Source organism: Moraxella sp. CTOTU47724 (genome assembly GCF_032014955.1).
GTDB classification, from domain to species: domain Bacteria; phylum Pseudomonadota; class Gammaproteobacteria; order Pseudomonadales; family Moraxellaceae; genus Faucicola; species Faucicola tetraodonis.
In genome coordinates this window covers 39,184-53,715 of record NZ_DALZSV010000002.1, presented here as the reverse complement: position 1 = coordinate 53,715, position 14,532 = coordinate 39,184, and the positions used below count along the sequence as shown (strand labels likewise).

At 45.4% G+C, this 14,532-nt stretch carries 12 protein-coding genes; 7 read left to right on the top strand and 5 right to left on the bottom strand.

Annotated elements, in window-relative coordinates; genetic code table 11:
- Positions 1-25: 25 nt before the first annotated feature.
- Positions 26-556, bottom strand: coding sequence for a peptide-methionine (S)-S-oxide reductase MsrA (gene msrA, locus RTR63_RS00910; RefSeq protein ID WP_050325183.1), 531 nt, complete (start codon positions 554-556; stop codon positions 26-28).
- A 279-nt stretch (positions 557-835) separates the two neighbouring features.
- Between msrA and cmoA the strand changes: the two genes are divergently transcribed.
- Positions 836-1,609, top strand: coding sequence for a carboxy-S-adenosyl-L-methionine synthase CmoA (gene cmoA / locus RTR63_RS00905; RefSeq protein WP_312522188.1), 774 nt, complete (start codon positions 836-838; stop codon positions 1,607-1,609).
- 48 nt (positions 1,610-1,657) lie between these two features.
- The gene (gene cmoB, locus RTR63_RS00900) at positions 1,658-2,710 is read left to right on the top strand and encodes a tRNA 5-methoxyuridine(34)/uridine 5-oxyacetic acid(34) synthase CmoB (protein ID WP_312522186.1); all 1,053 of its coding nucleotides are present in this window, start codon (positions 1,658-1,660) and stop codon (positions 2,708-2,710) included.
- An 80-nt stretch (positions 2,711-2,790) separates the two neighbouring features.
- Here cmoB and RTR63_RS00895 read toward each other — a convergent pair whose 3' ends face one another.
- The gene (locus RTR63_RS00895; RefSeq protein ID WP_007117392.1) at positions 2,791-3,009 is read right to left on the bottom strand and encodes a DUF2788 domain-containing protein; all 219 of its coding nucleotides are present in this window, start codon (positions 3,007-3,009) and stop codon (positions 2,791-2,793) included.
- A gap of 266 nt (positions 3,010-3,275) precedes the next feature.
- Between RTR63_RS00895 and argS the strand changes: the two genes are divergently transcribed.
- Both argS and RTR63_RS00885 read left to right on the top strand, forming a co-directional pair.
- A complete protein-coding gene (gene argS, locus RTR63_RS00890; RefSeq protein WP_312116155.1) occupies positions 3,276-5,093 on the top strand; it encodes an arginine--tRNA ligase in 1,818 nt (605 codons plus the stop codon).
- A gap of 62 nt (positions 5,094-5,155) precedes the next feature.
- Positions 5,156-5,878, top strand: coding sequence for an SPOR domain-containing protein (locus RTR63_RS00885; RefSeq protein ID WP_201665081.1), 723 nt, complete (start codon positions 5,156-5,158; stop codon positions 5,876-5,878).
- A gap of 60 nt (positions 5,879-5,938) precedes the next feature.
- On the opposite strand, the gene plsB is transcribed toward RTR63_RS00885, so the two are convergent.
- The gene (gene plsB / locus RTR63_RS00880; protein ID WP_312522182.1) at positions 5,939-8,674 is read right to left on the bottom strand and encodes a glycerol-3-phosphate 1-O-acyltransferase PlsB; all 2,736 of its coding nucleotides are present in this window, start codon (positions 8,672-8,674) and stop codon (positions 5,939-5,941) included.
- A gap of 183 nt (positions 8,675-8,857) precedes the next feature.
- On the opposite strand from plsB, the gene RTR63_RS00875 reads away from it, so the two are divergent.
- Both RTR63_RS00875 and RTR63_RS00870 read left to right on the top strand, forming a co-directional pair.
- Positions 8,858-9,832 (top strand): acyl-CoA thioesterase, encoded by a 975-nt coding sequence (locus RTR63_RS00875; RefSeq protein WP_312522179.1) that lies wholly within the window; start codon positions 8,858-8,860, stop codon positions 9,830-9,832.
- Positions 9,833-9,886: 54 nt separating this feature from the next.
- Positions 9,887-10,360: an acyl-CoA thioesterase gene (locus RTR63_RS00870; RefSeq protein WP_095356473.1), complete on the top strand. Its 474-nt coding sequence runs from the start codon at positions 9,887-9,889 to the stop codon at positions 10,358-10,360.
- 95 nt (positions 10,361-10,455) lie between these two features.
- On the opposite strand, the gene ribBA is transcribed toward RTR63_RS00870, so the two are convergent.
- Positions 10,456-11,571 carry a bifunctional 3,4-dihydroxy-2-butanone-4-phosphate synthase/GTP cyclohydrolase II gene (ribBA, locus tag RTR63_RS00865; RefSeq protein WP_312522175.1) on the bottom strand — a complete coding sequence of 372 codons (1,116 nt, stop codon included), beginning with the start codon at positions 11,569-11,571 and terminating at the stop codon, positions 10,456-10,458.
- A 444-nt stretch (positions 11,572-12,015) separates the two neighbouring features.
- On the opposite strand from ribBA, the gene RTR63_RS00860 reads away from it, so the two are divergent.
- Positions 12,016-12,669: a BLUF domain-containing protein gene (locus tag RTR63_RS00860; protein ID WP_312522173.1), complete on the top strand. Its 654-nt coding sequence runs from the start codon at positions 12,016-12,018 to the stop codon at positions 12,667-12,669.
- A gap of 24 nt (positions 12,670-12,693) precedes the next feature.
- Here the strand turns inward: RTR63_RS00860 and RTR63_RS00855 are convergent, their stop codons facing one another.
- Positions 12,694-13,977, bottom strand: coding sequence for a replication-associated recombination protein A (locus RTR63_RS00855; RefSeq protein WP_312522171.1), 1,284 nt, complete (start codon positions 13,975-13,977; stop codon positions 12,694-12,696).
- Positions 13,978-14,532 lie beyond the last annotated feature (555 nt).

Below are 14,532 nucleotides of genomic sequence, written 5' to 3'. Positions count from 1 at the left end.
AGTATCAACATGGTATCGATACGGGTCATTGTTCAATCATAAAACCGCTAAAATATTGTTTAAGCTTGGCAAGCTTGGGCGGAATCACAAAATTGCAATAGCTTTGGGTCGGGTTGTTGGCGTAATAATCTTGGTGATAGTCCTCGGCAACGAAAAACTGCGCAGCAGGATGCACTTCGGTCACCACCTTGATGCCTTGCTCATCACGAAGCTCACCAATCACACGGTCAATGGTCGGTTTTTGCTGCGCTTCATCGGTGTAAAACACCACAGAGGCATATTGTCTGCCGACATCATTACCTTGACGGTCTTGTGTCGTTGGATCATGGGTGGCAAAGAAAATATCCAATACCGTCTCAAGCGGAATAATGGTCTCATCAAAATCGACTTTAATCACTTCGACATGACCGGTATCGCCGCCACAGACGGCTTTGTAGTTGGCGCTTACTTCATCACCGCCCATATAGCCTGATGTGACATCGGTCACACCTTTGACATGACTAAATACGGATTCGGTACACCAAAAACAGCCACCGCCTAAAATAATCGTTTGCATAATAGTACCTTTTTATGGTTATTTCATTGGTTTGATATAAGGGTTAAAATAAATTATTAAAAGTAAAACGGGTGAAAATGTTAGAATAGCAAAGTTTACTCGCCATTCAAGTTAGGCAATGTAAACCAAGTTTCCGCTATTTAAAAACCTGACAGTTTAAGCGTTTCTTAAGCGTTCCTTAAGCATTTTATTGTTGAAGCGATCATAAAACTGTCAGCGATACTAAGTCAGCGATACTGAGTCTTAGTAACGCTCAATCAGCCATAGTGAGTCAGCCGCATGAGTCAGCCCCAAGCCAAACCACCCCACGATACCTTATTTACCACGCCGCTAGATGCCAATGCGCGGTTTAGCTTTGATGAGCAAGTGGTGGCTTGTTTTCCCGATATGATTCGTCGTAGTGTGCCTGGCTATGGGCAGATGCTCGCCATGTTGCCGATTTTTGCCAAACGCCATTGCCAGTTTCGCCAAACCAATAGCGACGGCAATAAAGTCAGCCGCGTCTATGACTTGGGCTGTTCACTCGGGGCGGTGAGTTTTGCGCTCGCAGGCGAGTTTGCGCCGCAAGATCTGCAAATCAAAGCCATTGATATCTCAGAGCCGATGATTGCCAAAGCGCAAAGTGTACTGATACCGCATTATCCTGAGCATGATATCGAGCTGATTTGCGCTGATGTGTGTGAGGTGGCGTTTGAGCGGTGCGATATGATTGTGCTTAATTTAACCTTGCAGTTTTTATCTCCTGACAAGCGCGAGCAGTTACTCAAACGCTGTTATGATGCGTTGGTTGAAGGCGGTATTTTGATTTTGACTGAAAAAACCCACTTGCTCGATGAAGCGGACGATGCCTGGCGCGTTGAGCGGTATTATGATTTTAAACGCGCCAATGGCTATAGTGAGATGGAAATCAGTGGTAAACGCAATGCACTGGAGAATGTACTTATCACCGATACCCTCGATTTTCATCATCAGCGGCTAGCAACAGTGGGGTTTGACCGCCATTTGACGTGGTTTCAGTTTTTAAACTTTGCGTCGATTATTGCGTTTAAGTGATGATTGCCCTTAAACAATAAAAACCTGTCATTGCTAAAAGAGTCAACCATGAATGCTACCATCAAAACTGCCGAAACCGACGTCTATCTTACCTTGCTGCAATTGGCGGAAAAATACCCAGTTGCCAATGAATGGCTTGCCCAGTTGCCCAACTGGCTGGCTACTATCAAAGACAAATCACGCTACGCCCATGCGCCATTTTATCAATCGCTTATTGAGCGCTTGCCCGTGGTTGACAACGTGCAAGTAGACTTAAATCAACCCTGTATCACCGCAGCGTTTGACTGGCAAGACAGTGAATACAAAAAAACCCATGCGCTACTCAAACGTTTGATGCCGTGGCGCAAAGGCGGTTTTTTACTGGGCGGAGGTGACCTGCAAATCCATATTGATACCGAATGGCGCAGTGACTGGAAATGGGATAGGGTGTTGCCACATATCAGCCCACTTCACGGCAAACGCGTGCTAGACGTGGGTGGCGGTTCGGGTTATCACGGCTGGCGTATGGCGGGCGCAGGGGCAAGCACGGTGATTGTGATTGACCCATCGTGTCTGTTTTATCACCAGTTTATGGCGATTCGCCATTTTGTGGGGCAGGCTGACCGTAACGATTTTGGACGCAACAGGGTGCACTATGTGCCTGTACCACTTGAAGCCTTGCCCAATCCTAGCTTGACTAGCGGGCAAGCAGGTCTGTTTCATACCGTGTTTAGTATGGGCGTTCTGTATCACCGCGCGTCACCGTTTGAGCATCTTGAGCAATTATACAATCAGCTAGCAAAAGGCGGAGAATTGGTACTAGAAACCCTAGTGATTGAAGGGGATGCGACATCCGTGTTAGTGCCAAGCGAGCGCTATGCACAGATGAATAACGTGTATTTTATCCCCTCGGTTGCGGCACTGTCGCTATGGCTGTACAAAGTAGGCTTTGTGGCGGTGCGCTGTGTCGATGTGGATGTGACATCGACGGATGAACAACGCAAAACCGACTGGATGGATTATCAATCTTTAAGCGATTTTCTTGACCCCAATGATAGCAGCAAAACCATCGAGGGCTATCAACGCCCGACCCGTGCGGTGATGATAGCCAAACGACCGTAACGGTAACATGAACAAGTAACATGGGTAGTGCGGTTTGGGGTAATGGCGTTTTAGGCTAGCAAGGTTTAGAGCCGGGTAGTTTAAAGCGTCCTACTAAAATACCACTCCAAGACCATTTTGATAAGAAAGCCAAAAAAACCGCCGCCCAGTGCCAAAAAAATCCAAAATGTGCCTTGCTTGCCTGCATTGTTTTTCTTTGAAATATCGTACATGATAAAAAATAAAAACGCGATAAAGATAGGCAGCAGCACATACATGCCAAGTTTGGTGATTAACTCACTAGAGACTAAAACAAACATGTTATTATCCTATGATTGTCATCAGACATTACAAAATTTTAGCCCGTATTATACGCCAAAAAACCGCGTTTCCTTGTAATGGCATGTATCTTTTGACAGGATTATAATGAAAAAGCCATCAAAAATTGGTATATTGAACGCCAAAATCAATCTCCCTCGATTGTGAGCGAGTGATAGCCTCAAATCGATGGTGATTCATTGATTTATCGTGCTTTTTTAGCTATCAATCCTGCAACAAAACCTGTGAGCCAACAAAGAGAATTTCCATGTCAGAACAACAACCCGTCATTTCGCAAGCCTTAGCATTAGTGGTGGAATCACTAAAACAACAGCAAATTTTGCCAATCGATTGGGTTGATAACAGTACCATCAGCCGCACCAAAGACCAAGCGCACGGCGATTTTGCTAGTAACCTTGCCATGATAGCTGCCAAGACTGCCAAGAAAAACCCGCGTGAACTGGCGCAAACCATCGTGGCGATGTTGCCTGCCTCGGACATGATTAGCAAAGTTGAGATTGCAGGACCGGGGTTTATTAACTTTTTCTTAGATGATAACGCGCGTTTTGCTATCTTAGACACCATTATGGAGCAAAAAGGCGACTTTGGTACATCCGAAGAATTTGCCGGTCAAAAAATCCAAGTTGAGTTTGTCTCTGCCAACCCAACCTCAAGCCTACACGTGGGTCACGGTCGAGGCGCTGCGTTTGGCATGAGCGTGGCCAATTTACTAGAGGCGGTTGGCTACCAAGTCGGGCGGGAATATTATGTCAATGATGCGGGTCGTCAGATGGATATTTTGGCAACCAGTACCTATTTGCGCTACCTTGAGCTGTGCGGTGAGCCAATTGTATTTCCCACCAATGCCTACCAAGGCGATTATGTCAAAGATATTGCCAAACCCATCAAAAAACAGCATGGCGATAGCCTAAAAACCGCTTGGGAACATATGCTACTCAATGTACCTGCCGATGCCCAGTACCAAATCGATGCCAACGGCGAAAAAGTATGTGTCTCAGGTGATAAAGAAGCCCATATTGACGGGCTGATTGCCAATGCCAAAGCCAATTTGGGCGATAATTATCAGATTTTTCATGAAGCCGCACTTAGTACCATTTTGGCAGATATCCAAGATGATTTGGCGGATTTTAACGTCCATTTTGACCAATGGTTTAGCGAAAAATCAATCCAAGATGCCATTGTGCCTGCTTTAGAGTTATTAGAGCAGCGGGGGTTTTTATACCAAAAAGACGGTAATTTGTGGTTTAAATCCACCGAATTTGGCGATGAAAAAGACCGTGTTGTCCGCCGTGCCAATGGCCAATTTACTTATTTTGCCTCGGATATCGCCTACCACAAAGACAAGCTTGACCGCGGCTATGACAAAATTATTGATGTATGGGGCTCAGACCACCACGGCTACATCAAACGCGTGAAAGCGGCATTGACGGCGATGGGCTACGATGCCCAGCGTATGGATGTGATTTTGGTGCAGTTTGTCACCCTATGGCGTGGTACAGAGCAAATCCAGATGTCATCACGCTCAGGTCAGTTTGTGACCTTACGTGAGCTGCGTCAAGAAGTCGGCAATGATGCCGCGCGCTTTTATTATGTCGCGCGTAAACCAGAACAGCACATTGACTTTGACTTAGAACTTGCCAAATCCCATACCAAAGATAATGCGGTATATTATATTCAATATGCGCATGCGCGTATTTGCCGTGTGCTTGAGCGTACTGAAGAGCGCGGTATCAAGGTCGATGACAAAGCCGGCAAAGCCCACCAGCATCTGTTGACCCAATCTGTCGAAACGGATTTATTGAGCTTGCTGGCTTCTTACCCTGAAGTGCTACGCCGTGCTGCGGTCAACTATGAGCCGCATTTATTGACCAATTACCTCAAAGATTTGGCAAGTTTGTTCCACGGTTGGTACAACGATAACCGTATCTTACCCAAAGATGGCGAAACCCCAACCCAAGATGAGCTTGACTTGATGCAGGCGCGTCTGCGGTTATCAAAGTCAGTACGCCAAGTGATTCAAAATGGCTTAATTTTGCTCGGATTAACGGCACCAACCAGTATGTGATATGATTAAGATACGCTAAAAACGCGGTAATATTACCGTATCCCATGTCGTAGGAGATGATGATGGCAAGACCCAAAGGAGCGACCCCGCGTAAAGCGCCAAGCACGATGTCGTTTTTTGCTGCCATGTTGGTGGGCATGATATTGACCGTGGGGATTGGTCTGTTTGTTTATTTGTGGAATCCATTTAACCAAGGCAAAACCACAAGCGACGAAGCGCCGATGGTGCAGCCAAAGGTGCAAGACAAACCCAAAACCAATAACTACGAGTTCTATGACTTACTCAAAGAACAGCAGGTCAGTGCAGTCCCCGATGAGGCTGCTGCTAGTCAGCCAGTCTCGGCGCAGCCTGATGTGGTGTTGACCCAGGCTGACAGCACCAGTGCGACCAAATCAGCGAATGTCAGCGTGGTCGATAATCCGTTGTTGTCTGATGATAACGGAACCAAACCACGCACTTCAGCCAACAATAGTACGATAGATACCAGCACCGCTGCCGATGACAAAAGCAGTGCCGATGCCATTGTCATTGGTAATGAGGAGCCTACGCGGACTTATATCTTGCAAATCAATAGCTTTGACAATGCCGATGATGCGGATAAACGCCGTGCTGAAGTGCTAATGGCGGGGGTGGATGCCCAAATCGTCAAAAAACGCTTAAATAATGACCAAACCGTCTATCAAGTCATCTCTCGCGCCATGAGTAGCCCAGAGATGGCGGCACAAGCCCAACGCCAACTACAAAATAGCCGCATTGATTCACTGATTGTCGAGCAGCGTCGCTAGGCTGATTTGCATGTAAAAAAACCGTGTTATCGCAACACGGTTTTTTATTGTTGGGTAGAATTAAGCTTTTTTACGACTAAATTTGCGTTGCTTTTTGTTTTGCAGTTCAGTCAAGGTGCGTTTGATCTCTTCATCAGTCAGTTGTGAAATTTGCTGTAAGATATGCATCACGTCCATATTAAGGATAAATCGCGCGCTTTTTGCCATGGTATGAATGCGAGCATCAAACTCAATCACCCCACTAGCCGACACCGTAATATAGCCTAGACGCTCGAGCGCATCCATAAAGCTAGTAAACAAGGCACGGTCAAAAAAATCTGGCATATCATCTTCGTATAGCACGGATAGACGCTGACCGAGCAGATGACCCAAATCAATCACTTGATCTTTGGTAAGTTTGCCTGAGCCTTGCTGACTCAGCAGCGCAAGTACCATAAAGTAGCGCTCTAGACTTTGCTCGACTGAGTTGGCAAGCACTGTCAACTGCTGATAGCTACGGGTATTCGGCTCTGGCGTGGTCAGGATGCGATGACCGTCCGCATTCACCCCTTTGTCCACGATGATGTTTTCTTCGACCAAAGTATCAATATGCTCACGCAAAGTGTCATTTAGGGTGCGCAGGGGGTATTTCAAAAACAACTCTGCTTGCAAGAAGGGATACATGATACCCACCACCCGCTCAATCGTGTTTAGGCTCATGGTGCCATTACGCTGTATCAATGAGGCACACAGTGACGCGATGATATAAATATGCAAAATATTGTTGCGAAAATAGCTCAGTAGCGGCGCTTGACCGTCCGCAATACGAATCAAGTCACCGAGCACATGTGGGGTGCGCTCGATGAGTTTAAGCTTGACACCATAGTTAATAATGGCTTCTGGGCTTTGCTGGGTGATTGATACATCATCATCATACGGGATTTTTTCTGCGATACGTTGATACAGCGCCAACTGTTCACGACAGCTTTGCTCATCGAGTGCGCCATGCGGCGTGTCGAGCAGTACCAAAGATAGCAAAGTCACTGGATTAAGCACCGCAGAGCGGTTGATACGCTGCATGATTTTGATGCCCAAATTGTCAATCATGTGGGTGACATTGGCGGGCATATCACTATCGGTACGGTCTTTGGGTAGGGTATTTGGGGCAACGTCAAATTTTTTCATAAAATCAGCCAGATAAAGCGGCTGACCAAAACTGACGTGCACATGACCGAAGATACGCTCGATTTTTCGGCTGGCTTTTAATAGACCTAGTAGCGACTCAGATTCTTTGGGTTTACCTTTAAGCTCACCCACATAAGTGCCGCCTTCCATAATGCGTTCATAACCGATGTAGGTCGGGATAAAGACAATCGGTTTGCCCGCTTGGCGTAGATGGCTTTGTACCGTCATCGCTAGCATTCCTTTTTTGGGCGGCAACAAGCGACCTGAGCGCGAGCGACCACCTTCAATGAAGTACTCAATCGGCGTGTTGCGCATCAGCATACTATGCACGTATTCACGAAACACCGCAGAGTAAAGCGGATTGCCTTTAAAACTGCGACGCATAAAGAAAGCGCCGCCATTGCGTAATATTTGACCTAGCACGGGGATGTTTAGGTTCTCGCCTGCGGCAACGTAGGGCACCCGTAACCCACGTTTATAAATTACGTATGACAGCAACAGATAGTCCATGTGACTGCGGTGGCAAGGCACATAGATGATTTCATGGTCGGATGCCAGTTGGCGTACCCGCTCAAAGTGCGCCACCTCAACCCCGTCATACAACTGTGTCCATAGCCAGGTCAAAAATCGGTCAAAAAAGCGCACGGTTGCATACGAGTAATCACTGGCAATCTCGTTCAAATACCCACGCGCCAGTTTTCGGCTTTTGGCGAGTTCACGCGAGTTTTCTTTGCTATCGACATTCACGGCATGCTGAATAGCAGGCGTATACAGAATTTTATCGACCACATTGCGACGGTCTGATAAGTCAGGACCTAAGATGGCTTCTTGTTGTTTATCTAGATAACCTTCTAAACGCTGCTGTACCCGTGCAGTGATGGTGTGTAAATGATGGCGGTCGTTACTAGCAGTATCAGTGGGTGCCACGCTATCGGCTTGCAGCGCAGGGTTTTTGCTAATCTCATCTTCGATAATGCCACGCAGATCTTTGGGTGAGTGAAACTGCACATAGGTATCCCGCCCTTTGACCCCGATATTAAATAGCTGTTTGCTGATACTTGGTACTTGCCATTCATCAGCCGTGAGGAGGTTAAACAGCGAATCTTCTTTTTCTGGCGCGCGACCCCACAAGATAGTGACAGGGATAAAATCAATGTGTATCGTTGGGTATCGCTCGACGGCTTCAATCAAACGTAGTAGGCGAGGTGAAAATACGGCGCTGTTATCAGACAGTTTTTCTGTTTTATGATGATGCAAAAAAATCATTGCGGTATTTTCATCAATACCATGCGCCCGATCGATGACATTGGCTAGGGCAGGGGGTAGGTCATATTGTTTGGTTTCTAGGTCAATTAAAATACTATTGCTACGAGAATACTCTTTGAGCACATAAAAGGTGAGTCGCTGGCTTGAGGTATCGCTATCGCTTGCTGGCGGTAGCTTATCATCGCTAACCTGGTTCCTGGCTTCGCTAATATTGGGGATGTCGCCGATAAGTTTGGATTTGACGGCGAGTCCCAATAGTTTGCCAGAGACTTGTCGGTATAGATTTTTTAACAGCGGGGTCGCAGCAGGATGGGTACCTTTGCTGTTCGCTTCGGTAGTGCCTGAATTTTTCCCTACGTGATTCATAGTATGCCTAGTGATTGCGTGAGTTTTTCGTAAGTTTTTTAAAGATAAATACAAGGTTTAAAATATGTCTTATCATGCCATAGATTGATGAATTTCTAAACCTTATCACTCAAAAATTCTTGTATAATGAGTGACTTTAATCCATTTTATCTACCCAAAATAACTTTAATCATAAGAGTGTCTATGGCAAGCCAGCAAGATATAAACCATACCCATACCATTGATATCACTCACCAACCCCAGGTGCCCGTAACAGCCGTAACGCAGCAGCTTGAGCAGCAAGCGAGTTGGCAGCAATTAGTCACGCAGTTATTGGAAACCTTAACCCTCGTACCGTATCAAGACAGTGTATTTATTGGGCAAAGCCACGACTATGTCGGTGCGCGTATTTTTGGCGGGCAAGTACTGGGACAAGCATTGATGGCAGCCAGCCATACCGTGGAGCATGCAAAACCTTGCCACTCATTTCATGGCTATTTTTTGCGCGGTGGCGATATCAATAAGCCTGTATATTACCAAGTCGAGAAATTACGTGATGGTCGTAGCCTTGCTTCACGTCAAGTGACAGCACGCCAATATGATGACGATAACCAACCGAGCATTATTTTTACCATGATGGCGTCTTTTTCACCGTTTGAAGAAGGGCTTGAGTATCAACAAGCGATGCCAACGTATCCTGCGCCAGATGTGTTGCTGACCGAGCAGCAGCTCAAAGACCAAGTGGTAGGCAAAATACCTGATGCCCTAAAAGCGCGCTTTATGCGCCAGCGTCATATCGAAATCAAGCCAGTACAGCCGCGTGACCCCATTCATCCAAAAATCATGGAACCTAGCCAAGCCAACTGGCTACGTATTCCGCAGCTGGGTAAACAGTCAATTCAAGTGCAACAGGCACTGCTCGCATTTTCTTCTGATTTTTATTTGATTGGTACGGGGCTGATGCCACACGGGATTAGCTTTATGACTAAAGGGTTGCAAGCGGCAAGTATCGACCATAGTATGCATTTTCACCGCCCATTTGATATGAATGATTGGTTACTCTACAACATGTGGTGCGATACCACGTCACAGTCAAAAAGCCTAAACCACGGTCAATTTTGGCAAAATGGCAAATTGGTCGCCACAACCCAGCAGCAAGGGCTAATGCGACTGCGCTAGTGATTCAATAATTTTTACCTTGTATTAAACAGTAACCGTATGAGAGAGAAAAATATGTCCAATCCCCCAATTAGTGATGCCACTCGCCATGACATCGCCCAACAAGACAATCACCCATTAAAAGGCTTTGCTGTTATCTATGAGCAAAAAGTGGAATGGGGCGATATGGATGCGTTCAATCACGTCAATAACGTGGTGTATTACAATTATGCCCAGCGCGCACGTATCCACTACCTTCAACAAGTTGATATGTTTAACTTAAAAACTTACACCGTGCTCGCTTCGTCATCTTGCCAATATTTAAATTCGGTCACTTTCCCCGATGTGCTTTGGATTGGCATTCGTGCCAAAAAAATAGGCAATACCAGTCTGACCCATGACTATGTTTACTTTAGCACTGCCCAGCAAAAAGTCGTCGCTACCGCATCGTCCGTCATTGTGTTTTTTGACCAAACCGGCAAAAATAAACAACCGATTTCTGATGGTCAGCGCCAACAACTTGCCGAGTTAGAAAGTCATACGGTTTAAAAGTTATAGTGTTTAACTATTACTAAAATTGTTAAAAAAGCCACAAGTTGCAATGCTCGTGGCTTTTTTTGTTTGATAAATTGCTATCTCGTAAATCACGCTTTGTGGTCTGGGTTAGCAACGGTTTCCACCAAGTTTAGGTCAAATCCTGATAACGCGTTGAATTTGAGCGGTGATGACAGCAAACGCATATCACGCACGCCCAAATAACGTAAAATCTGTGAGCCAACCCCAATGCTGCGGTAGGGTTGGTGTTTAAGCGGTGAATTGGGTTTGTCAGCCATAAAGTTATCGAGTGCTTCGCCTATATCAATCGCTTGCTGATGCCCAATCCAGACAAACACGCCACGCTCTGATTGGCTAATTTCTTTGAGTGAGGCATGGATATCCCAGTTACTCTTACCGCTGTTGGGTAGCTGCACGGTGAATAAATCGCGCAATGGCTGGAAGCTATGCACCCGCACAGTGCTCACGCCTTCTTGTGGGTTGCCCTTGACCAGTGCCAAATGGGTATCCTCTGAATTTTTTTCTTTAAAACGATAAGCAGTAAACTCACCAAACTCAGTTTGCATAGGATAATTAGCGATGGCTTCTACCGTTTGCTCATTGGCAATACGGTAATTAATCAAATCAGCGATGGTGCCGATTTTTAAGCCATGTTCTTTGGCAAAAATCTCTAGGTCATCACGGCGCGCCATTTCGCCATCTTCTTTGATAATTTCACAAATCACCGCCGCAGGTTCAAGTCCTGCCAAGCGTGTTAGGTCACAGCCGGCTTCAGTATGACCGGCACGGTGTAGCACACCGCCATTTTGTGCCACGATCGGGAATACATGTCCCGGTTGTACGATGTCTTCGGGTTTGGCAGTCGAAGACACCGCTGTTTGGATGGTTCTGGCGCGATCCGCTGCTGAGATACCTGTGGTGACCCCTTCTGCCGCTTCAATCGATACTGTGAAGTTGGTGCTAAATTTAGCGCCATTTTTATCCGACATGAGCGGTAAATTGAGCTGTTCACTGCGGTCAGCAGTGATGGTCAAACACACCAAGCCACGCGCATGGGTAATCATAAAATTAATATCTTCTGGGCGCACATGGGTGGCTGCCATCACCAAGTCGCCTTCGTTTTCACGGTCTTCATCATCCATCAAAACGACCATTTTGCCTGCACGGATGTCATCGATAATTTCTGCCGTTGTATTAAATGCCATAAGAGTGCCTTTGTTAGCGATTTATTGGAATAACATTGATTAAAAAACTGATTGAAAAATAGGGACAGAAAATAAGCGCTATCAGCTAGTATTTTTCAAACTATTGTCCAAACCAACCTTAACAATCACCTCATCAAATTGGGTGAAGCTAGTATGGGCGCCCATTTCTTATTTGCGCGCTATTATAGCATTAACTCAGTGAGTCTAAGCAGCGAAATATTGATAGCCATACGCGTTGGTAGCGCATGCAAATATAAGGTTAGGGTAAATTGGTTGAAAAAATTAACAAAAAGGGGTGATTTTGTATAATTTTTGAGCAAAAATTAAAAAAAACTGGTATATTATTACTTAATAATTAATAAAAATTACATTCTTAATACGTTTTAAAAACGCTATTAAAAAGTCATAGACGTCTAACCGATTTACTTATCTAAGGATCCTGTGATGTCAGTCTTTTATCTTATCTACACGAGCAAAATTACCTTGCAAGCAAGTTTGCATACGATGACGTTGCCTGATATCTATCGTCAGTCATTCGCGTGCAACACCCAGGCAAATGTCAATAGCGTACTATTTCTCAAGCAAGGCAACTTTCTACAATATATGGAAGGTAGTGAGCGCACTATCACCCAGCTATTTGACAAAATCAAAGCCGATAAAAGACACAAAAATATTCACGTTATTGAACAGGGACAGGCGCCCAATGCGCTGTTTGGGCACTGGAAAATGCACTGCATCAATTTAGATAACGTCAACGATATGGATGATATCGATGATATCAGCCCCTTGCTAGGCTATTTTGAAACTGCGCAATTTGATAGCGCCAGTGTACCAAGGTTACTTGCGGATGTAGAAAACTATTATCGTTCGGGCAAATGGCAAAGGCATCAACATACCAACTTTGATAAGGGCAGTTATAACCATGCCAAGCTGCGCCGCTTGGGCTTTAAGCATCGCTATTTTTTGTGGATTCAGCTTGGGTTTTTGTTGGTGTTTTTATTGCTGGTGATATACTGGGTATTACAGAATAGGGTTCATTTGGCTGCGCTAAATCATCCATTGTCTGCTTTGACGGGTTTTTTAGCCGGCGCGCTTTAATCATCGCCCTTCAATGATTGCCCTTTAGTCGCCGCTCTTTAACCACTGTATAAAGGCATATGTTTGCTGTTCTTTGGCATTATCAGCAAAGTCAAACAACCGTGTGCCCATCAAATTATCAGGCAGATACTGCTGTGGGTGGTAATGGTTGGGGTAGTCATGAGGATAGATATAATTGGCGCCATAACCTTCGGCGCGCATCAGCTTGGTGACGCCATTACGCAAATGTAGCGGTACAGGCGATTGGTCATTTTCAGCCAGTCGCATCGCTTTATTGATGGCCTGATAACTAGAATTGGACTTCGGCGATGTCGCCAAATACACCACCACTTGCCCCAAAATAATCCGCGCTTCAGGCATACCGATGCTCTGCACACTTCGCAGTGCGGTATCGGCAAGTAGTAACGCATTGGGATTGGCAAGTCCGATATCTTCACTTGCCAAAATCACCAACCGCCGCGCAATAAAGGCAGGGTCTTCGCCCGCTGTCAGCATCCGCGCCATCCAATACAGTGCCGCATCAGGGTCACTGCCGCGGACTGATTTAATCATCGCTGACACTAGGTCATAATGACCATCACCTGATTTGTCGTAGCGTACCAGGCTTGCACCTGCCACGGCGATGACACTGTCATCAGTCACCACAATCGGTGATTGGCTACCTGGCTTAAAATTGGGGCTCGATTGAATGGCGAGTTCAAGTAAATTTAACGCCTTACGCGCATCGCCTTGCGATAGAGCAAAAATCGCTTGGCTTGATTGTATTTCAATCTTAAATTGTTTAAAAACTACATCATCGTCAATGGCACGTTGTAGTACTTGGCTGATTTCATCTTCGCTCAAGGGGCTGAGCCGATATACTTGGCAACGGGACAATAGCGCATTGTTGACACTAAACGAGGGATTTTCGGTGGTCGCACCAATTAAAGTAATGTCCCCTGACTCAACCGCGCCGAGGAGTGCATCTTGCTGGGCTTTGTTAAACCGATGAATCTCATCGACAAATACCACCGGCGGCTCGCCAAACAAGCCATCATCTTTTGCCAGTACTTCACGCAGTTCTTTCACCCCTGCATTGATAGCCGAGAGCGGGCGAAAAGGACGACCCACCGCATCGGCTAATAGCATGGCTAAGGTGGTTTTGCCGATGCCTGCTTCGCCATGCAAAATAATCGAGGGTAAGTAACCTTGCTCAACAATACGGCGAATCGGTGCATTGGCACCGAGCAAATGGGTTTGTCCGATTACCTCGTCAAGCGATTTTGGGCGGACACGTTGGGCAAGGGGGGTTTGAGCGAGTTGATTCATCATTAAGGTATAAGTTTAACTGGATTACTTAGTCGAAAGTCTTCAGCGATTTCACTATTTTTTAAATTGGGATTGTAGCTAAGTGCGGTACTTATTTGGTAAAAGTAACTGCTTTGGTAAAAGTAACTGCATCAAAAACAACGAGGGTTTTTTAAGAATTTTAGCATGCTTAAATGACAGCGGTAAGCTAACTTGTTTGATTTGTGTGACTACTTGGATTGAGAAATATTTTCACTTTGTTAAATAAAAATAAACAGTAATGATGTGAGGCTTAATGAGCCATATTTTTAAAAAAACTACAATATTGTTAATATGACAAGTGTAGATTGACGGGTCATTTTTTTCTTTTTACAATCTCATACTTTAGTTAATATTCAAACTGACAGTTAGTGCTCACTTTGGTATTTCATTATTATTTAATTAGGCATTATTTAATAAGACATTATTTAACAAGACAGTTTTTTATAAGACAGTTTTTTGGTAATACGGGCATCATAACGGCGACCGCATCAATTACTAGGGTAATTGACGGCTTGCGTGGTTGTTATGTTGCGG